We start from the raw sequence: 17,403 nt of genomic DNA, 5'->3' as shown, positions 1-17,403 counted from the left end.
GCAGCCCCGTCAACTCGCACGCGCATGGATCCCACCGAGCTCTACATCGACCTGCTCAAGAAGACACTCGAATTCGACCTGTGGGACGAACCGGGCATGCCGGTGACGCTGTTGCCGGCCCGGCGACCCGGCCACAAGCTGCTTCACGGCCTGTCGCACGGGCTTCAGCGGCTGGGCTACCAGGTCACGAAGCTGCCGCGCGCGGACCGTTCGAGGCGCGCGGTCGGCGCCACCTGGCCCACGCTGGCCCACTCGATGATCGGTTCGAGACGGCTGGACAACCTCCGTGACTGCGTCCAGACCGTGATCCGCGAGGACATTCCTGGCGACTTCATCGAGACCGGCGTCTGGCGCGGCGGTGCGGTGATCCTCATGAAGGGCATCCTCAAGGCCTGCGGCAGTGTCGACCGGCGGGTGTTTGCGGCGGATTCCTTTCAGGGCCTGCCGCCCCCGGACCAGGGCAGGTACCCCGCCGATGCCGGCGACGACCACCACCGCTTTCGCGACTACCTGGGCGTGTCGCGGCAGCAGGTCGAAGAGTCCTTCAGGCGCTACGGCCTGCTCGACGACCAGGTCGTCTTCCTGGAGGGTTGGTTCAAGGACACGCTGGCGAGCGCGCCGATCGAACGCCTCGCGATCCTGCGGTTGGACGGCGACATGTACGAGTCCACGCACGATGCCTTGCAGGCGCTCTATCCGAAGCTGCAGCCAGGCGGCTTCTGCATCGTCGACGACTACTCGCATCCGGCCTGCCGCCAGGCCGTCGACGACTACTTCCGTGCGCATGACATGCAGCCATCGCTGACCCGGATCGACTGGAGCGGCGCCTTCTGGCGCAAGCCTTTCGCCTGACGCGGCAGGGCGTCTCACTGGGCAAACGCAAAGGTGACCCGGTTTAGCCTGTCACCCCGACAGTCTTCTGTCGCTCGAAGAGGGTGTCTCCTGTGCTTGCCGGAAGAATGCCATGCGCCTGGTGCTGATCGATCGCGAACCCTTGTTCGGCGTCGGCCTGGCGCATGTCTTGTCGAGAAGTTCGCCTGCCGACGAACTGCGCGTCTACACCTCGACGAGTGCCTGGCTGCAAGACCCTCAGCACGGCTGCGCGAAGACCGATGTGGTGATGGTCGATGCCCATGCGCTCGACGCCGGCGGTCCAGCGGTGCTGGCATCGATCGCGCAGCGATTTCCGACGGCCGTGCGTGTGGTGATCGTCCGAAATCATGGCGATTGGAGCCAGAGGATGCTCGTGCACGCGGGTGTTGCCGGCGTGATCCATCGTGCGCTGCCGGCGGACGTCTTCGTGGCCCGGCTCCGAGAGCTGGTCAGGGCCCATGGCGGACCGCATGGCGCGATGCACGAGGATGCTGGCCGGCTCCTGTCGATCACGCCCAGGCAGCACGAGGTGCTGTCGCTGATCGCGCTTGGCGAACCGAACAAGCGCATCGCCGATGCGCTGAGCATCGCCGAGCGCACCGTCAAGCTGCACGTGACGGCGCTGTTCGACAATCTGGGCGCCCGCAACCGCACGCAGGCGGTGATCAAGGCTCACCAGCGAGGCTTGCTCCTCCAGAATACGGATGAGAGCGGGGCGCCTGAAACGCGCCATCTCCATCTGTCGACGAACCACAACGCAGGACCTGTTTCATGAACCGAATCGCAATGCTTGTTCTGTTCATCGTCAACCTCGCCGGTTGCCAGACCCCCCCCGCCGAGCAGGGAGCCGATGCATCGCCGAGCTACCGTCGCGAAGACGTCACCGGCAGCAACATCGGCCGGCGCGTGGTGCGCAGGGCTCCCACCGACGAGGAGCTCCAGGAGGCGCGCGAAACCCTCGAAGGCATGCGCGACGATCAGACGCGACGCAACCTTCCCCGCCCGAAGTAGGCCGGCGGCCATCTTCTCGAGACAGGACCGACATGAACTTCATCCCGCCGGTGCCAGGCTCCGCGCTCGCCCTGGCGATGCTGGCGCTGTGCGGCTGTGCCGCCACGAGCAGCACGCAGTTCAGGCCCTCGCCGCAGCCGCCCGTGTGCCGGGCTTCCGCTGCAGCCGTCGTCGTCTGGGCTCCGCAGTGGCGCCCTGATCAGAAGGATGTGCCGGCGCGGGAAGCTGCAGCGGCCGAGGGCATCGACCGATTCTTCAAGGACTCGGGCTGCTTCGCCTCCGTCTCGGTGAGGCGCGTTGCGCAGCTGTCTGCATCGGCCATCCAGTCCGCGGCTTCCGACGCTGCGCCGCGGCACGACAGGCTTGTCGCCATTGCAGTGCGTGAGCTCGGGCCGGTCGTCAGGATCGGCACGTCGTTGGCGCTCGTCGAAGGCGGGACGGAGGTCGTGCTCGACATCGAGGAGTACCGACTCCCGAGCTCTGCGCCGCGCTCGTTCTCTGTGCACTGGGCCCATGGCGGCCCGGGGGTCATCAAGGGCGTGGCCACGTTGCCGCAAGACATCCAGGCTGCGCTGAAGGCAGGTTTGCAGCCGGGCTCGCGTTGATCCCGGCTTCAATCGATGACTTCGCCAGCCGGGGCCGGCGGCTTTCTCCACGGTTCAGCCGGCTGTTTGAAGTAGCGGGCCCAGACATAGGGCCAGGGGATCACGAAGAACAGGATCACCACCCCGACGCAATCGAAGAAGAGCGCTTCGATGTCGGCTGTCATCCGGTTCGAGGCCCACGCCGGGAAGGCGATCAGGGCCATCCAGATGGTCTTCCAGGCCAGTTCGTAGAGCATCAGCGGCAGCATTTGCAAGGGATAGCGCACGCCCAGGAGGCTCATCAATGCCAGGGCCGCCAGCATCGATTTGGCAAGACCTTTCGTCCACGGCCAATCGGCTGAATCGAAGAGGATCTGCTTCCAGACAAAGCCGCCCATGACGCAGGCCATGAGCAGGAAGAAGAAGCGCAGTGAATTGAGTTGCCACAGGGGAACGGATGGCAAGGCGCCGCTGGATCGACTTTCCACGATGAAATTCCCTTCTCGCTGTGTCTTGGCGTGTGCTGTACCGAACGGGGCGCCGGTACATCAACCTCGGCCCATCTCCACCACCACGCTGCCGGCCTTGTGCCCGCGGTCGACATGCTCGTGCGCGGCGCGGATCTCATCGAACGGATACGTCCGGTCGATGACCGGCAGGAAGTGCCTGGCACACGCCAGGTCGCGCAGCCGATGCACGTACTCGGCGCGCTCCGCGGCAGGGCCGGCGATGACGCGCTTGCCGCTGCGCAGGGTGTTCCAGGGGCTGCGCAGCATCTCCGCGAGGCTGGCCAGCACGAGCAGCAGCCGGCCGCGAGGCGCGAGCACGGGCGCACAGCGCGAGAACGGGGCGGTCCCCGCGGTATCGACGATGACGTCGTAAGCGGTGCTGCCTGCTGCGAAGTCCTGCGACGAGCGGTCGATCACCCGACGCGCACCGAGCGACGAGACGAGATCGGCGCGTTCCTGGCGGCACACCGCAGTCACGTGGGCGCCGAAGTGCCTGGCCAGTTGCACTGCCGCCGTGCCGACGGTGCCGGTGGCACCGTTGACCAGCACCCGTTCTCCGGCCCTGAGTGCAGCGCGGCCATAGAAGTCCAGCATGGTGGCGCCGCCGAAGCACAGCGCGGCGGCTTGCGCATAGCTGAGATCCGGCGGCTTCAGCGCCACGCCACCGTGGGCAGGCAGACACCTGTATTCGGCGTGACAGCCCAGGCCCGAGCCGGTGAAGGCGAAGACCGGGTCGCCCGGCTTGAACGCGGACACGCGCGACCCGACGGCCACGACGTCGCCAGCGAGCTCCGAGCCGAGCACCGGATTCCTCGGCCGCGTGAACCCGAACGCGAGCCGGCCGAGCGGCCCGAATCCGGGCGGCAGGCTCATGGAGCGAAGGCGCCAGTCCGCCGAGTTGACCGTCGTGGCGCGGACCTTCACCAGGATCTCGTCGGCTTGCGGCTGCGGAATCGGCCGTTCGCAGAAGTCCAGCACCTCGGGCCCACCGAACTCCCTGCAGACCACGGCCCTCATCGCGGCAGGCTTACTTGCACCGCAGCTCGAACTGCCGGCTGCGTGCCGAGCGGCGTCGTTCCGCGAGCTTGTCCTGCACGGCCGCCGACTGCGGCTGACGCGCCATCGCATCCAGGCGCGCGATGTGCGCTTCGAGCCGCGCGCATTCGTCTTCGGCACGCTGGCGTGCCGATCGCTGGACGGGCTGAGGCGGTTGAGCGGGGGGCGGTGCCGCCAGCCGCGCGCCTTCCGCCGCGGCCTGGTTGCCGAGCATCACCTGCTGCTCGAACGGCATGCCCTCGGGAACCTCGACGATGCGGTCGATCGTCGCCTGCCGCGTGCTGCAGTGCGCGGACGACCAGAACAGGCCGCCGCTGTAGGCCTTGCACAGGTACAAGGGCTCCGCTGCGGCCGCCTGGCACCACAGGATGCCGCAGGCCAGGGCTAGGCGAGCGTGCATTCCGCGATCCTCACGTTGCCCTCCACACGGCGAATCAGCCACGGCCCGTACAACGTGGCGCCCTTGGCGTCGAGCATCTCCAGCCGGCCCACCGCACCCGGCTCGTCGGGCGCCGGCAGCACGCGCACGATGGCGGCGCGGGCCTCGGTGGCCTCGGCGTCGGAAAAGCTGCCAAGGAAGGCCAGCGTTCCGTCGGCGAACTCGAACCAGGTGCCGAGGAAGGCCACCTGGCTGCAGGGCACCTGCAGGCTCATGGTGTTGCCTTCGAGAATGGCGAGCACCGTGGCACCGTCGTCGACCCCGTCGATGTCGGCCCAGAACACGGCAGACGTGCCGCGCCAGGGGTCGTCCGACCCCGCCGCGCAGGCCAGACTGGCGCTGGCGAACTCCGCTGCGCACAACCCGGCAGGCGTGCCCGGGATATCCCCGGGGCCGTCGCCCGCGCCGGTGCCGGTGCCCACCACGCCACCGCCGCAACCGCCCAGTGCGATCAACAGGCTCCACGCAACCACGGCGCGCGGGGTCGCGCGCCAGGCCGGACTGAACAACTTCATTCTGGCTCCTTGTCCTTGCCATCCTCGGCGTAGAAATACACGCCGAACCGAACGCGTGCTTGCCGCCGCGCCTCGACTTCCTTGGCCGCGTCGTGTGCGACGCGCTTGTCCGCCAGCCGCAGAACGCGGGCGAGCACCGGGCGCCAGGCGCGGCTGGCCGCCTCGTGCAGCAGGTGTGCGGACTCGGGCGATATCTCGTCCACGTACATGGCCTGCTCCAGCAGGTTCCGCCCGTCGATCAGGTTGGCGCAGGCCGCGGCGGCGTGATCGTGAAGGTTCAGCCCCAGCGCCTCGGACATGGCCGCGAAATCGCCTCGCGGCACCATGCCCAGGGTGTCCAGCACGATGTGCTCGTCCTCCACGCGCACGACGTCCAGGCGCAGCATCTCCTCGAGCACGGCGCGCGGCCCGACATCGGTGCTGACGCCCTGAACGAGCTCGTCGAAACTTCCCGGCTCGCTGCCTCGCTGCAGCATGCGCGGCGTCGCGCCGTCCAGGAACTTCGGATCGCTCATCCAGCGCCCGACGACTTGCCCGATCAGCCCGAGCGAGGCGGGGGCGGCATGCTCTGCGGCCGGCGAGTGCGCAGCCTTCGCCCCGCCGGGTTCTCGCGCGCGCAGGTCCTTGCGGTGCACGCCGCTGAGGAGCGACACCGCACTGCTCGTGGGCTTGCCGCCGCGGCGCTGGATCTCGGCGACCGCTTCCTCCACGAACAGCTGGCGCAGTTGCTCGGCGACCACCGGGAAGGTGGCCCCGCGGCCGATGAGCAGCCGCACCAGCGGCCTGTTCGCCGCAACGAATGCCTTGAGCACGAGTTCGACCTTCGACGCCATGACCGAAGTATCGGTCAAAGCCCTTGACGTGGACCCCATGTTTGGGGAAACTTCCCAAAGATTCATGTTTTGGGTAGTTTACCCAAACACAGGATTCCTGTCAGCACCGTGCTGCGGCCCTTCGTCGCGATCACGCCTTCCAACCCACTGTCAATCAACGCCATGTCGCCACATCGAATTCGCAGCTTCCTTCGATCTGCCTGCCTCGTCACCCTGGCTGCCCTGGGCCTCACGGCTTGCGGCGGCGGGGGGGGAGGCTCCTCCGCACCGCCGGCCACCACCATCCTGCTCTCGGTCTCGGCCAGCGGTGGAGGTCGCGTGGTGTCGGTGCCGGCCGGCATCGACTGCGGGTCGGCCTGTGCCAGCCGCTTTGCGCCGACTGCCTCCGTCACCCTGACCGCGACGGCGGACACTGGGCGCATCTTCAGCGGATGGGGCGGCGATTGCGCCGGTACGGCGGCGACATGCACCGTGTCCATGCAAGCGGCACGCACGGTGACGGCGAGCTTCAATGCGCCTCCTGCGCAGACCTTCACCCTGAACGTGGGCGTGACCGGAAGCGGCACGCTGCGATCGCAACCCGCCGGCATCGACTGCGGCGCCACCTGCAGCGCAGCGTTCCCGTCCGGAGCCACGGTGTCGCTCAGCGCCACGCCCGCCACGGGCCAGGTGCTCAGCGGCTGGGGCGGCGCCTGCACCGGCGCGGGCACCACCTGCACCGTGACGATGAACCAGGCGCGCAGCGTGAGCGTGGTGTTCGCGGCCGCACCGCCGGTCCTGCGCACGCTGAGCGTGAGCCTGACCGGCGACGGCTCGGTGCGCTCGCAACCGGTGGGCGTGGATTGCGGCACCGCCTGCAGCGCCAGTTTCGGCGACGGCACCAGCGTCGTCCTGACCGCAACGCCCGCCACTGGGCAGCGGTTCTCGGGTTGGTCCGGCGCCTGTGCCGGCGCCGTGGCGACCTGCACGGTGGCCATGTCGCAGGACCGCAGCGTCGGTGCCGCGTTTGCGGTGGCGTCTGCAGCACCGGCCTGGCAGACCCCGCTGCTGCTCGAGGCGAGCGAAGACTTCGACGTGATGACCCGCGTGCTGACGGCGGTCTCGCCCATCGGCGATGCAATGGTCATGTGGGAGCAGTCCGACGGTGTGCCCAACGGCAGCACCCGCAAGGTCTTCTCCCGCCGCTACGCAGCAGGCCAGGGCTGGGACGCGGCAGTCGTGGTGCCCAACCTCAGCGGCACGAGTACGCAGCGGCTGGTCGAAGGGCAGCTGTTGATGGACGCCGCGGGCACGGCCACCTGGCTGCGCCCGAACCTGGAGACTCGCCGCTTCACGGCTGCGGGCGGCTGGGGTGCTCCCTTCGTGCCGCCGCCCCGCAGCGGTGGCTTGCTCACGTCCGCCGTCATGGACGCGACGGGAGCGATCGGCGTGCTGATCTCGGGCTCGGACGTCTACAACATCTCGCTGCCGGCCAACGCCAACAGCTGGCTCGCGTGGGCGCGGGTCGACACCGCCGGAAACCTGGTCACGGACAACGCTGAGGTGGCGATCAGTGCCGACGGCACGGCCATGGCGATCTGGCGCGAGAGCAATCCGGGCGATGCCAACTACAGCGTCAAGGCCGCACGCTACGTGCCGACGGCCGGCGGCTGGCAAGCACCGCAGTCGATCGACAACAGCTTCGACAACGTCAATCCGGACAGCCCCATGCGCGTCGCCATGGATGCCGCTGGAAACGCGATCGCGGTCTGGCACCAGGGCAACTCGATCTACACCAACGTCTTCAGCGCGACGAGCGGTTGGGGTGCAGCTACTTCGGTCGATGTCAACGCGGTGAGCTCGGTCTTCTCGGCGAGGATCCGACTCGTCATGACGCCCACAGGCCGGGCCGTCGTGACGTGGAACAGCGGGATCTTCGCGATCAAGTCGATGCAGTACACGCCGGGTTCCGGCTTCTCGGCTCCGGTCCTGGTGAATTCCTACGGCATCGACTCCGGGCTGGGCCTGGACGCCGACGGCAACGCCGTGATCGTCTACGTCGCCCCCGACCGATGGCCGTCTCCGACCACCGGCTCGGACGTCTATTCGCGGCGTTTGACCTGGGGTGGCGCCTGGAGCGACGCGGTGGCGATCGAACCGCTCGACGGTCGAGGCGCCGATGCCTTCTCGGCGTTCAACCAGGACGGCAAGGGCGTCGCTGCATGGGTTCGCGGCGACGTGCCCGGCAGCAGCAGCCGCAAGAGTCTCTGGGTGAACGTGCTGCGCTGAGCTGGCCGAACCCTGCCCACGCCGGCGGCTGCTGAACGAGCCGCCGGCGCCTCCTTCATTCACTCATTCACTCACTCACTCAGGATCAACATGAAAGCCACTCATCTCATCGCCCTGCTGGTCATGGCAGGCACTGCTTCCGGCTGCGCATCGCTCGCCGTGACGGACGAAGCCCTTGTCGACAGGACGGCGTTTGCGCTGGGCCTGGACAAAGGGGCGTTCACCATCAGCAGCCGCGTCGACGAAGGAACGACGACCCGCTACGCGGTCCGGACCCGCGCGGGCCAGGACTACAACTGCTTCGTCGGCGGTTCGTTCAGCGTGATCGGACGAAGCGTGTCGGAGGCCATCTGCACGAAGAAGGGCGAAGTGGCACGCAACCCCTTGCTGCGTTGAGGCTGCCGTCTGCCTGCATGAAAACCTATCCCTTCATCTCGTTGCCCGCGTCGCTCGTCGTGATGCGCGTGGCCGTCGCGGCCTTGTTCATGGCCCATGCCGTGGTGCGGATTGTCAATGGCTCGATCCCCGGCTTCGGGGCGTTTCTCGAGAAGCTCGGCTTCCCGTCCGGCGTCGTGGTGGTGTGGGCCATCACGGCCGTCGAGATCGCCGCTGGCACCTTGATGGCGATCGGCTGGCGGGCTCGCTGGATGGCCAGCGCCCTGTTCGTCATCGTCGCCGTGGGCATCGTGCTGATCCACCGCCACTTCGGGTGGTTCGTGGGCGAGCACGGCACCGGTGGCAGCGAATACAGCGTGTCGCTGATGGTGTCCTTGCTGGTGATCGCCGCGGCAGACAGGCCTGCGGCCTCACCCCACTCGGAGCGAACAAACCATGCATCTGTTGTTGGTGGAAGATGACCTGGAACTCGGCGCGGAGCTCCAGCGGGCCCTGTCGGGCTGCGGGCTCACGAGCGAGTGGGTGCGAGGCACGAAGCATGCTCGGGCGTTGACCGAGGGCGAATGCGGTGACGACACGCCGCACTTCGCCTGCGTCCTGCTCGACTCGCGGCTGCCCGACGGCGATGGCATCGACCTGCTCCTGCACTGGCGCCGGCGCAGCATCTCGATGCCGGTCATCGTGATGTCGGCCCGCGACGCGCTGGAACTGCGCGTCGCAGCGCTGGACGCCGGTGCGGACGACTACGTCACCAAGCCTTGCGCGCCCGTGGAGATCGTCTCCCGCGTGCGCGCGGTGGTCCGCCGCACGGCGGGGCAGGCCTCGCAGCTCTGGAACGTGGGCGCGTTGCGGATCGCCACCGGCAGGCGAGAAGTCCGCGTCGATGGTGAAGTCCTGGCCCTGTCGCCCAAGGAGTACCAGATCGTGGTGGAACTGGCCAGGCTGCCGGGCGAGACGGTGTCGAAGCATCGCCTGGCGCGGGCCGTGGCTCCGCTGTCCGAGCCGCTCGAGTTCAGTGCGCTCGAGTGGCACATCCACAATCTGCGACGCAAGATCGGCACCGAGCTCATTCGCACCGTGCGTGGCGTCGGCTACTGCCTGGTGAATGACTGACCGTCAAGCAGCCCAGGCGGCAGCCGTGCGGTCCGGGACCGGCCTGCCGTTGAGCAGAATGCGACCGTGTCCGGCATGCCGGTATCCACCGGAAGCCGGCTCTGCCAGGGGCGCATCGGCTAGCTTGTCGTAGGCTGACCGGACCACGGCGTAGCACTCGCAACTCTGGCCTTCGAGCCCGTTGCGGTCCAGGATGGCGATGTGCCCGCGGGAGTAGCGGATCAAACCTGACTTCTGCAGCTTCACTGCGCCGGCAGTGACGGTCTCACGCCGCACCCCGAGCAGTTCGGCAATGCGCTCTTGCGTCACCCGCAGGTCCTTGCCCGGGTGGTGGTCCTGTTGCAGCAAGAGCCAGCAGCACAGCTGCTGGTGGAAGGTATGGCGGCGGTGGCACGCCGAGGCCTGGGCCAGTTGGACGAACAGGGCCTGCGCATAGCGCAGCAAGGGCAGCATCACCGCTTCGTGGCGCGCCGCGTGGCTCGCCAAGGCCGGCGCAGGCATCCGCCAGGCATGCCCGGAGGTCTGCACGACGCCGTCGCTCAGTGCGGTGCCGCCGCCCATGAAGGCGCAGACGCCGACCATGCCCTCGTTGCTGACCACGGCCACCTCGGTCGAGCCGCCGTCCCGCATGGCCGACACCAGCGATACGACGGCGCTGGTGGGAAAGTACACGTACTGCAGTCTTGCACCGGCCTCCTGCAGCGTGCGGCCTTGCGTCAGCTCGACAGGCTCGAGATCCGGTTCGAACTGGTGCCAGGCCTCGTCGCGCAACTGAGCGAGCAACTGATTTCCGGTGTCGATGGCTGCCAGGTGGCAAGTTGTATTGATCATGTCGGGCCTCCGATAGGGCGTGCCGAAGCGCACGTGCTGGTGGCACTTTGCCCGCCGTGGCCCGCAGGGGAAATCGGCCGTGCCGGCATGCGGCCGTCGGCCGCGCTCCAGTGCTGCGGTCGGACTTGGCCTACATGGCGCGCGAATGCTCGATGAACCCGGCGCTTGCCGTGTGGAGGCAGTGTTGCCGGATACCGCTTGACTTGCTTCTACTTGGGCGTGTCAATTGTTGCAGGCGCAACGGGCGGCTCCGCGACGGGCACCGGGCCCACCTCGCGCGTCACCAGTTCGCGGTAGATGCCGCCGGCGGCCACGCTGCCGCTCGTGGTGCCTTGCCCCTGGATGCGCGCCACACAATCAAGGCGATCGAGTTCGGGCAGTGGTGCGCAGCGCTGCAGGGCGTTGCGCGCCAGTTGCTCCGGGTTCTCTTCGGGGCGTGACGGCCGGGTGCTGGCGGCCAGGGTGCTGGCTTCGCTCAGGCAGTTGTCGCGTGCGTCGCCGCGGACGGGCGTGCAAGCGGTGCGAGCGCGTTGAGGCTGAGGCTTGGCGCCTGCCTGTGTGGCGGGACTGGCGGCGAGCACGGGAGCCGCCGCCATCGCGAGCGCGACGAGCCAGAGCCCACGGGGCGCAAACGTGCGGGGTGCAAATCGGGCGTTCATGTTGATTCCTCGGGGTTGACTCTGCAGGCGCCGCGCGGGCGGCGCCCGGCGGCCGGCACGTCACAGTGCGCGTCTTGCTGTCAACCGTCGGTGCGCCAGTACACCAACGCCGATGCGCTCAACCGCCGCTGAGCGCGAGCACGATGGCCACGAAGTCGTCCGGCCGCAGCGCGTGGCCGAGATCGCGCACGCACAGGCCGTTGACGAAGATGCGCATGTTCGGCCGCAGCAGCAACTGCTCGTCGACCACGCGGAAGCGCAGGCCCGGGTAGCGGCGGTCGAGGTCGGCGAACAGCGCGAGCAGCGTGTCGCCGGTGGCCTCGACATTCGTCTCGCCCGTATAGGAGCGCAGCGCGCCCGGCACCAGCACCTTCATGCGAGCGCCGCGACTTCGACCGCGTAGATCTCCGGCAGGTGGCGGGCGATGTTGACCCAGCGCGCGCCGCCCTCGTGCCCGATCCACAGCTCGCCGCTGGTGGTGCCCAGGTACAGCGCCGGCTCCGGCAGCGCATCGGCCGTCATCGCCTGGCGCTTGACGGTCCACCAGGCCTGCTCCTTCGGCAGGCCCTGGTCGAGCCGATGCCAGGTCTGGCCTGCGTCGCGCGTCACGTAGGCGGCCGGGCGGCCGGCCGGGCTGGTGCGCGGCCAGACGTCGGTGCCGTCCATCGGGAACACCCACGCCGTGTCGGGATCGCGCGGGTGCACGACCATCGGGAAGCCGATGTCGCCCACCTCGGCGGGCATGCTGCGGCCGATGCGCTGCCAGGACTTGCCGGGCCGGTCGAGCCTGTAGATGCCGCAGTGGTTCTGCTGGTACAGGCGGTCGGGGTTGCCGGGGCAGATGCGCACGCAGTGCGGGTCGTGGAAGGTCACGGTGGTGGCGTCGAAGCCGCCGACCACCTCCATGCCCTCGATCAGCGTCGTCCAGCTGCGGCCTGCGTCGCGCGACTCGTGCACGCCGCCGCCCGACATGCCGAACAGAAGGTGCGCCGGGTCGCGCGGGTCGATGGTGATGGAATGCAGCTTCGGGCCGTCGGGCGTGCCGTCCTGCACCGTGCCCATCCACTCGCGGAACTGCGCGTTGTCGTTGACGGCGGGCAGCGGCACCCAGCTGACGCCACCGTCCTCGGAGCGGAACAAACCTTGCGGCGAGGTGCCGGCGTACCAGCTGTCGCGCTCGCTGGCGTGGCCGGGCGTCAGCCAGAAGGTGTGGTCGACGGAGCGTGCCGGCAGGCCGTTCGTGGGCTGGGCAAATGCGGGCGGCTGGCGCGCCTCTTTCCAGGTGGCACCCAGGTCGGTGGAGCGGAACACCGTCGGCCCGAGGTGGCCTGTCTTCGCCGCCGCCAGCAGGGTGCGGCCGTCGCGTGGGTCGAGCTTGACGTGGCTGATCGTGTGGCCGAGGAAGTGCGGGCCGTCGACCGTCCAGGCGCCGCGCTGCGTGTCGCCGTGCAATAGCCAGGCGCCCTTGCGCGTGGCCACCAGCAGTACCAGGCGGGTTGGCGATGCGTTCATGAAAATCCCTCCCTGAAAGCTGCCTCCGTGCAGCGCGGTGAAGCGGCAGTCTGCGCTTCACCGTCACGACGAACAAGCCTGCGGTCGATCGACACGCGTTGCCGGCGCGTCGTGTCCGGGTCTGCTGCATGATTGCGTGGAACAAGGCGCGTGAGCCGCCTGGCGAGGCCAGGTCCATTCGAGATCGCGCGGGGAGTCCATCGTGCACAAGATGCTGATCGCGGTGTGGGCAGTGGCCGCTGCCGTGCAATGTGCGCCGGCCTGGCCCGCGGACGCCGCGTCGGCGCCGGCGGGTGTGGCGCCTCGCGGCTGCGAGGCCTGCCCCGAGATGGTGTCGATTCCCGGTGGCGAGTTCATCATGGGCAGCGCGGCCGGCGAGCGTGAGCGAGACGACGATGAATTGCCGCAGCGGCAGGTGCGGATCAAGCCTTTCGCGCTCGGCAGGACCGAAGTGACCGTGGCCCAGTGGCGGCAGTTCGTGCTCGCCAGCGGCTACCTGACCGAGGCCGAACGCAACCTCTACGAACCTGGTTGCTTCACCTGGGAGCCGCAGAACATCGAGTGGGCGTGGCGCGCCGGCCGCAGTTGGCGCGATCCCGGCTGGAGCCAGAAGGACGACGAACCCGTGGTCTGCATCAGCTGGACGGACGCGCAGGTCTACGTGCGCTGGCTCGACCAGCACAGCGGCGTCAAGGGATGGCGGCTGCCTTCAGAGGCCGAATGGGAATACGCCGCCCGCGCCGGCAGCACGACCCGCTGGCCCTGGGGAGACGACTTCGACTTCGCCTGTGAGCACTCCAACGGCACCGACAGGACGAAGGGACCGCAGGGCCGCGCCTGGACAGAGGCTCGCGCCTGCAGGGACGGCCACTGGTATGCCGCCCCGGTGGGCCGCTACCGGCCCAGCGCCTGGGGCCTGCACGACATGCTGGGCAACGTGTGGGAATGGGTGCAGGACTGCTACCTGCCCTACGCCGCTGCGCCGGGCGACGGCAGTGCCCACGAAACAGCCGCTTGCCGGGGCCGCGTGGTGCGCGGCGGCGCCTGGGACGACCCGCCCGCGGTGTTGCGCCCGGCCGAGCGCTTCTGGCTGGGCGCGGGGAACCGCAACAACAACATCGGGCTGCGGGTGGCCAGGACCTTGCCGCCCTAGCGACTCAGGCTGCGTGTCAGACGCGGCGCGCCAGCGGCCCGAGCGTGGCGCGCTCGAGAGCGACCACGACCTGCTCGAAATCGCGCGATTCGAGCATCGAGTTCGGAATGAGCCCGGCCTTGACCGCGCTGGCGTGGCTTGCACGCAAGACATCGAAGGGCATCGCGGCCACCTGCTTGCCGGCCGTCCAGGCCGACGCGAAGCTGTCGACCAGCCAGGGTTGCGCGGAAGACGAGGTCCGGTCCGCGAAGGCTTGCCTCATCGGGAGTGTCCGGGTCATGCGCATGGCAGGCTCCTTCAGCGGGCGTACAGCCCGTGAACGATCGGCGACCAGTTCTTGCGGCCGCGTTCGTCGATTTCACGCATGCGGCGTTCGAGGTCGTAGATGTCGACAGACGCCGCCATGTAGGCCTCGTCGCGATCCTTTTGGGATTCGATCGAGGGGAGCAGGGACTTCAGAAGTTTCAGCAGGTTCGTCATGTTCGTTGTGGGTCCCACGCGGGAGCGAGGGTAACCTAGGGTTTCTACTTAGTCCATTGTCCACCTGGATGGTTCCGGTGATCGATGGAAGTAGCCCTCTAATTGCGGACTCACGGGATTTCGGTGTGAGTGACCGCTGACAACGAACGCCATGACAGCCCACGTTTCGCGCCGTGCCGGCGCCCGGTTCAGTGGAGGGCGCTGCGATCGCCCTCGTCTGTGCAGGCGCACGTGACGACCAGGGCGTCGAAGGTCACCTCGTTGCCGCAGCCTGGGCAACGGCATGACATCGTGCGCGCGCGCGGCGAGGCCGAGGCCGCCTCGGGCAGGCCGACGAACGAGGCCACGGTCGTGGCGTTCGATTCCGGTGCAAGCGTCTGCAGTTCCATGGCGGCTCTCCCTGTCTGTGTGAAACCCAGTGTGCGCGTCGGCGCGCTCTGCGCCATCCCCGCGTCTGCGGGCCGGCAGCCCCCTAGAAGCGCTCAACCGGCGAGCAATTCACGGGCGCGTGCCGTATCCGGGCTCGTGGCGCCGGTCGTTGCCTGCAGGTGCTGTACAGCCTGCTCGAACGCAGCGCGTGCCTCGGTCCTGCGGCCGGCGGCCTGCTCGGCGCGGCCCAATGCCAGCCAGGCCTGACCTGCGTGGTCCGAATGCGGCTTGCCGCCATGCAGGCGCTGGGCGATGGCGAGCGCCTCGCGAGCATCGCCGATTGCCTCGTCGTGGCGGCCGAGCGCCAAGGCCGCGTCGACACGCAGCCGCCGCGTGCTGCCGATATAGGCCTCGCCATGGCCGATCGACTTCAGGAAGTCGATCGAGCGCGTCAGCATCGCGTGCGCGTCGACAGCGCGACCGGCGTGCAGCGCGAGGCGCGCGCGCACCCACTCGGCGCGGATGTTCGCCGGCTCGCGCGGGTTGGTGCCGGCGGCCAGCGCATCGGCGCGGGCGAGCTCGGCGGCGGCCTCGTCGGCGCGCCCCATCGACAAATGCACCCCGGCCATGCCGACCAGGCCGTAGCGGACGCCCTGCGCATGCCCGGCTTCGTCGCTGACGCGCTGCGTCTCGCTGTAGCTGGCCAGGGCCTCGTCGAGCCGCCCCACGCGCTCCAGCGCCACCGCGTGATTGCCGAGCACCCAGCTCGGCGGCGCGCGCCAAGCCATCAGCCGCCGATGGCTGGCGAGCAGTTCGTCGTAGCGCTGCAGTGCGCGCTGCACGTCGCCGGTGGCGAGCTCCATCACGCCCCAGTTGCTCAGCATGACGCGGGCATGCAGGCCGTCCAGCCGGTTGAGCGCGCGATAACGCTGCAGCGCATCCTCGAAGTAGGCCTCGGCCTCGCTGCTGCGCCCACTCACGTGCAGCGCGTAGCCGATGTCGCCGAGCAGGTCGGCTTCGGTCTCGCCACCGCCGAGCCCCGCCGCGCGCAGCCGCTGCAACGCAGCCTGCGTCGAACGCAGCGCCAGCTGGCCATCCAGGGTGTTGGCGGCCATCGCGCCGCGCATCTGCAGGCAGTGGACCGCGGCCACGGCGGGCGTGCCGGGCGCGTCGATCCACCGCTCGAGCATCTTCGCCGCCTCGGCACCGCGGCCCAGAGCTTCCTGCATCTGTCCGCGGTCGCAATCGATCTGCGCGCGCAGCGTCAGGTCGCCCGAGCCGCGCGTGATCTCGGCGGCGCGAGCCAGCAGCGCTTCGCTGCGATCGGGCTCGTCGAAGAATTCCGAGAGGATGCGCAGGATCGCGGCCTCGTGCTCCGGCACCGCGCCGAACGCAGGCGCCACCATCTGCGTGCCGCGCTCCAGCATCTGCCGCACCGCGCCGGCATGTTCGGGGGCCACGGCCTCGGTGAACAGCATCGTGTAGAAACTGTTCACCGCCTCGTTGCGTGCCAGCAGGGCGTTGGCCTGATCGCGCTCGCTCGAGGCCACGCGAGCCTGCCAAGTGGCCAGCGCCGTGCCGGCCAGAAGTGCCAGCGCAATGGCCAGGGCGGCCCGGTGCCGAGCGATCGCCTTGCGCATCCGGTACCAGCGGCTGTAGGGCCGCGCGAGCACCGCTTCGCCGGCCAGATGGCGCTCGATGTCGGCGGCCATGGCCTCGACGCTGCGGTAGCGGCGCGCGGGCTCCTTGCGCATGGCCTTGGCGATGATGGTGTCGAGGTCGCCGCGCAGCGCACGCGCGACGCGGTGGTCGGCGGCCTGGGCGCTGGCCAGCGGCACGTCGGCCGTGAGGATGGCTTCTTCGAGCGCGGCGGCGGTGTCGCGCTTGAGCCGATAGGGCCGCACGCCGGACAGCAACTCGTACAGCACCACGCCGAGCGAATACACGTCGGTGGCCACGCCCACCGGCCGGCCGCTGACCTGCTCGGGCGACGCATAGTCGGGCGTCACGGCGCGGCCCATCACCTGCGTGATCTGGCTGCCGGGCGCCGAGTCGTCCGCCAGCAGCTTGGCCACGCCGAAGTCGAGCAGCCGCACCTCGCCCTCGGCCGTGACGAGGATGTTGCCGGGTTTCAGGTCGCGGTGCACGACCAGGCGCGCATGCGCATGCGAGACGGCGTCGGCCACCTGCAGAAACAGCTTCAGCCGTGCGCGAATGTCCAGCCGCAACTCCCTGCAATGGATGTCGATCGGTGCGCCGACGACATGTTCCATCGCCAGCCAGGGCCGGCCCTCGGCCGTGACGCCGGCGTCGTAGAGGCGCGCGATGCGCGGGTGTTCGAGGCTGGCCAGGATGTCGCGCTCGCGGGCCATGCGCTGCGCCAGGCCGATGGCCCAGCCGCTGCGCGGCAGCTTCAGCGCCTCCTGCCGCTGCAGGCTGCCGTCGATGCGCTCGGCCAGCCACACCGTGGCCATGCCGCCGGCCCCCAGCTCGCGCACGAGCCGGTACGGGCCGATCACGTCACCGGGCTGGTCTTCGATGCCGTCGGGCTCGGCCAGATCGACGGTGCCCACGGCCAGCGGTTGCCGCATGAAGGTGTCGGATTCGGCCGACTCGGCGCGCGCGAGCAGTCGGTGCAGCATCGGCAGCAGGTCGCGATGCTCGGGAGGCAGCGTGTTCAGCCAGTCGTCGCGTTCGTCCGGCGGCAAGGCCAGCGCGGCCTCGAGCAGCGCGTTGACGCGGCGCAGCAGATCGGGGTCGGGCGGGGCAGGCACGTTCATGGCCACAAGCAGGTACCACGCA

Annotated in this window: 22 protein-coding genes and 1 pseudogene; 10 read left to right on the top strand and 13 right to left on the bottom strand. The window is 69.2% G+C overall.

Going from position 1 to position 17,403, the window contains the following annotated elements; translation table 11 throughout:
- Positions 1-24 precede the first annotated feature (24 nt).
- From HZ992_RS21225 to HZ992_RS21210, 4 genes are all read left to right on the top strand, one after another.
- The gene (locus tag HZ992_RS21225; RefSeq protein WP_209383789.1) at positions 25-852 is read left to right on the top strand and encodes a TylF/MycF family methyltransferase; all 828 of its coding nucleotides are present in this window, start codon (positions 25-27) and stop codon (positions 850-852) included.
- 112 nt (positions 853-964) lie between these two features.
- Positions 965-1,648: a response regulator transcription factor gene (locus HZ992_RS21220; RefSeq protein ID WP_209383788.1), complete on the top strand. Its 684-nt coding sequence runs from the start codon at positions 965-967 to the stop codon at positions 1,646-1,648.
- Positions 1,645-1,884: a hypothetical protein gene (locus tag HZ992_RS21215; protein WP_209383787.1), complete on the top strand. Its 240-nt coding sequence runs from the start codon at positions 1,645-1,647 to the stop codon at positions 1,882-1,884. Before HZ992_RS21220 ends, HZ992_RS21215 begins: the two co-directional genes overlap by 4 nt.
- Positions 1,885-1,916: 32 nt before the next feature.
- A complete protein-coding gene (locus HZ992_RS21210; protein ID WP_209383786.1) occupies positions 1,917-2,489 on the top strand; it encodes a hypothetical protein in 573 nt (190 codons plus the stop codon).
- 8 nt (positions 2,490-2,497) lie between these two features.
- Here HZ992_RS21210 and HZ992_RS21205 read toward each other — a convergent pair whose 3' ends face one another.
- Genes HZ992_RS21205 through HZ992_RS21185 form a run of 5 tightly spaced genes read right to left on the bottom strand, consistent with a single transcriptional unit; the run spans position 2,498 to position 5,820 of the window.
- A complete protein-coding gene (locus HZ992_RS21205; RefSeq protein WP_209383785.1) occupies positions 2,498-2,956 on the bottom strand; it encodes a hypothetical protein in 459 nt (152 codons plus the stop codon).
- A 60-nt stretch (positions 2,957-3,016) separates the two neighbouring features.
- Positions 3,017-3,994 (bottom strand): NAD(P)-dependent alcohol dehydrogenase, encoded by a 978-nt coding sequence (locus tag HZ992_RS21200; RefSeq protein ID WP_209383784.1) that lies wholly within the window; start codon positions 3,992-3,994, stop codon positions 3,017-3,019.
- Between the two features lie 10 nt (positions 3,995-4,004).
- Positions 4,005-4,433, bottom strand: coding sequence for a hypothetical protein (locus tag HZ992_RS21195; protein WP_209383783.1), 429 nt, complete (start codon positions 4,431-4,433; stop codon positions 4,005-4,007).
- On the bottom strand, positions 4,418-4,987 hold the full coding sequence (locus tag HZ992_RS21190; RefSeq protein WP_209383782.1) for a hypothetical protein: 570 nt from the start codon (positions 4,985-4,987) through the stop codon (positions 4,418-4,420). Before HZ992_RS21190 ends, HZ992_RS21195 begins: the two co-directional genes overlap by 16 nt.
- Complete coding sequence (locus HZ992_RS21185) at positions 4,984-5,820, bottom strand: DUF6502 family protein (RefSeq protein ID WP_209383781.1); 837 nt, start codon at positions 5,818-5,820, stop codon at positions 4,984-4,986. The genes HZ992_RS21190 and HZ992_RS21185 overlap by 4 nt, the downstream gene beginning before the upstream one ends.
- 162 nt (positions 5,821-5,982) lie before the next feature.
- Between HZ992_RS21185 and HZ992_RS26195 the strand changes: the two are divergent.
- The 5 genes and pseudogenes from HZ992_RS26195 to HZ992_RS21160 all read left to right on the top strand — a co-directional run.
- Positions 5,983-6,774 (top strand): annotated as a pseudogene (locus HZ992_RS26195) (hypothetical protein); the annotation flags it as partial.
- A gap of 123 nt (positions 6,775-6,897) precedes the next feature.
- Positions 6,898-8,088: a hypothetical protein gene (locus tag HZ992_RS21175; protein WP_209383779.1), complete on the top strand. Its 1,191-nt coding sequence runs from the start codon at positions 6,898-6,900 to the stop codon at positions 8,086-8,088.
- A 90-nt stretch (positions 8,089-8,178) separates the two neighbouring features.
- Positions 8,179-8,484, top strand: a complete 306-nt coding sequence (locus tag HZ992_RS21170) for a hypothetical protein (RefSeq protein WP_209383778.1) — start codon at positions 8,179-8,181, stop codon at positions 8,482-8,484.
- Positions 8,485-8,501: 17 nt separating this feature from the next.
- The gene (locus HZ992_RS21165) at positions 8,502-8,945 is read left to right on the top strand and encodes a DoxX family protein (RefSeq protein WP_209383777.1); all 444 of its coding nucleotides are present in this window, start codon (positions 8,502-8,504) and stop codon (positions 8,943-8,945) included.
- Entirely contained in the window at positions 8,920-9,597 is a 678-nt protein-coding gene (locus HZ992_RS21160; RefSeq protein ID WP_209383776.1) for a response regulator, read from the top strand. The genes HZ992_RS21165 and HZ992_RS21160 overlap by 26 nt, the downstream gene beginning before the upstream one ends.
- A gap of 3 nt (positions 9,598-9,600) precedes the next feature.
- On the opposite strand, the gene HZ992_RS21155 is transcribed toward HZ992_RS21160, so the two are convergent.
- From HZ992_RS21155 to HZ992_RS21140, 4 genes are all read right to left on the bottom strand, one after another.
- Positions 9,601-10,461, bottom strand: coding sequence for a Crp/Fnr family transcriptional regulator (locus HZ992_RS21155; RefSeq protein ID WP_245213147.1), 861 nt, complete (start codon positions 10,459-10,461; stop codon positions 9,601-9,603).
- Between the two features lie 176 nt (positions 10,462-10,637).
- The gene (locus HZ992_RS21150) at positions 10,638-11,087 is read right to left on the bottom strand and encodes a hypothetical protein (protein WP_209383775.1); all 450 of its coding nucleotides are present in this window, start codon (positions 11,085-11,087) and stop codon (positions 10,638-10,640) included.
- 118 nt (positions 11,088-11,205) lie between these two features.
- Positions 11,206-11,463, bottom strand: coding sequence for a MoaD/ThiS family protein (locus HZ992_RS21145; RefSeq protein WP_209383774.1), 258 nt, complete (start codon positions 11,461-11,463; stop codon positions 11,206-11,208).
- The gene (locus tag HZ992_RS21140; RefSeq protein ID WP_209383773.1) at positions 11,460-12,599 is read right to left on the bottom strand and encodes a WD40/YVTN/BNR-like repeat-containing protein; all 1,140 of its coding nucleotides are present in this window, start codon (positions 12,597-12,599) and stop codon (positions 11,460-11,462) included. The genes HZ992_RS21145 and HZ992_RS21140 overlap by 4 nt, the downstream gene beginning before the upstream one ends.
- Before the next feature lie 211 nt (positions 12,600-12,810).
- Here HZ992_RS21140 and HZ992_RS21135 point away from each other — a divergent pair, with 211 nt between their 5' ends.
- Complete coding sequence (locus HZ992_RS21135; RefSeq protein ID WP_245213519.1) at positions 12,811-13,752, top strand: formylglycine-generating enzyme family protein; 942 nt, start codon at positions 12,811-12,813, stop codon at positions 13,750-13,752.
- A 16-nt stretch (positions 13,753-13,768) separates the two neighbouring features.
- Here the strand turns inward: HZ992_RS21135 and HZ992_RS21130 are convergent, their stop codons facing one another.
- From HZ992_RS21130 to HZ992_RS21115, 4 genes are all read right to left on the bottom strand, one after another.
- A complete protein-coding gene (locus HZ992_RS21130; RefSeq protein ID WP_209383771.1) occupies positions 13,769-14,014 on the bottom strand; it encodes a hypothetical protein in 246 nt (81 codons plus the stop codon).
- Positions 14,015-14,049: 35 nt separating this feature from the next.
- On the bottom strand, positions 14,050-14,232 hold the full coding sequence (locus tag HZ992_RS21125) for a DUF3563 family protein (RefSeq protein ID WP_209383770.1): 183 nt from the start codon (positions 14,230-14,232) through the stop codon (positions 14,050-14,052).
- 188 nt (positions 14,233-14,420) lie between these two features.
- The gene (locus HZ992_RS21120) at positions 14,421-14,621 is read right to left on the bottom strand and encodes a hypothetical protein (RefSeq protein ID WP_209383769.1); all 201 of its coding nucleotides are present in this window, start codon (positions 14,619-14,621) and stop codon (positions 14,421-14,423) included.
- Positions 14,622-14,714: 93 nt separating this feature from the next.
- The gene (locus HZ992_RS21115; protein WP_209383768.1) at positions 14,715-17,381 is read right to left on the bottom strand and encodes a serine/threonine-protein kinase; all 2,667 of its coding nucleotides are present in this window, start codon (positions 17,379-17,381) and stop codon (positions 14,715-14,717) included.
- Positions 17,382-17,403: the final 22 nt, after the last annotated feature.

It is taken from the genome of Rhizobacter sp. AJA081-3 (genome assembly GCF_017795745.1).
Lineage (GTDB): Bacteria > Pseudomonadota > Gammaproteobacteria > Burkholderiales > Burkholderiaceae_C > Piscinibacter.
The sequence above is the reverse complement of the archived record's forward strand: the minus strand, read 5'-3'. Positions and strand labels throughout refer to the sequence as shown.

Excerpts from the sequence above, each read along its gene's own strand:
- HZ992_RS21225 (WP_209383789.1), top strand. The coding sequence starts at position 25 with ATGGATCCCACCGAGCTCTACATCGACCTGCTCAAGAAGACACTCGAA.
- HZ992_RS21220 (WP_209383788.1), top strand. The coding sequence starts at position 965 with ATGCGCCTGGTGCTGATCGATCGCGAACCCTTGTTCGGCGTCGGCCTG.
- HZ992_RS21215 (WP_209383787.1), top strand. The coding sequence starts at position 1,645 with ATGAACCGAATCGCAATGCTTGTTCTGTTCATCGTCAACCTCGCCGGT.
- HZ992_RS21210 (WP_209383786.1), top strand. The coding sequence starts at position 1,917 with ATGAACTTCATCCCGCCGGTGCCAGGCTCCGCGCTCGCCCTGGCGATG.
- HZ992_RS21200 (WP_209383784.1), bottom strand. The coding sequence starts at position 3,994 with ATGAGGGCCGTGGTCTGCAGGGAGTTCGGTGGGCCCGAGGTGCTGGAC.
- HZ992_RS21195 (WP_209383783.1), bottom strand. The coding sequence starts at position 4,433 with ATGCACGCTCGCCTAGCCCTGGCCTGCGGCATCCTGTGGTGCCAGGCG.
- HZ992_RS21190 (WP_209383782.1), bottom strand. The coding sequence starts at position 4,987 with ATGAAGTTGTTCAGTCCGGCCTGGCGCGCGACCCCGCGCGCCGTGGTT.
- HZ992_RS21185 (WP_209383781.1), bottom strand. The coding sequence starts at position 5,820 with ATGGCGTCGAAGGTCGAACTCGTGCTCAAGGCATTCGTTGCGGCGAAC.
- HZ992_RS21175 (WP_209383779.1), top strand. The coding sequence starts at position 6,898 with ATGACCCGCGTGCTGACGGCGGTCTCGCCCATCGGCGATGCAATGGTC.
- HZ992_RS21170 (WP_209383778.1), top strand. The coding sequence starts at position 8,179 with ATGAAAGCCACTCATCTCATCGCCCTGCTGGTCATGGCAGGCACTGCT.
- HZ992_RS21165 (WP_209383777.1), top strand. The coding sequence starts at position 8,502 with ATGAAAACCTATCCCTTCATCTCGTTGCCCGCGTCGCTCGTCGTGATG.
- HZ992_RS21160 (WP_209383776.1), top strand. The coding sequence starts at position 8,920 with ATGCATCTGTTGTTGGTGGAAGATGACCTGGAACTCGGCGCGGAGCTC.
- HZ992_RS21150 (WP_209383775.1), bottom strand. The coding sequence starts at position 11,087 with ATGAACGCCCGATTTGCACCCCGCACGTTTGCGCCCCGTGGGCTCTGG.
- HZ992_RS21145 (WP_209383774.1), bottom strand. The coding sequence starts at position 11,463 with ATGAAGGTGCTGGTGCCGGGCGCGCTGCGCTCCTATACGGGCGAGACG.
- HZ992_RS21140 (WP_209383773.1), bottom strand. The coding sequence starts at position 12,599 with ATGAACGCATCGCCAACCCGCCTGGTACTGCTGGTGGCCACGCGCAAG.
- HZ992_RS21135 (WP_245213519.1), top strand. The coding sequence starts at position 12,811 with ATGCTGATCGCGGTGTGGGCAGTGGCCGCTGCCGTGCAATGTGCGCCG.
- HZ992_RS21130 (WP_209383771.1), bottom strand. The coding sequence starts at position 14,014 with ATGAGGCAAGCCTTCGCGGACCGGACCTCGTCTTCCGCGCAACCCTGG.
- HZ992_RS21125 (WP_209383770.1), bottom strand. The coding sequence starts at position 14,232 with ATGACGAACCTGCTGAAACTTCTGAAGTCCCTGCTCCCCTCGATCGAA.
- HZ992_RS21120 (WP_209383769.1), bottom strand. The coding sequence starts at position 14,621 with ATGGAACTGCAGACGCTTGCACCGGAATCGAACGCCACGACCGTGGCC.
- HZ992_RS21115 (WP_209383768.1), bottom strand. The coding sequence starts at position 17,381 with ATGAACGTGCCTGCCCCGCCCGACCCCGATCTGCTGCGCCGCGTCAAC.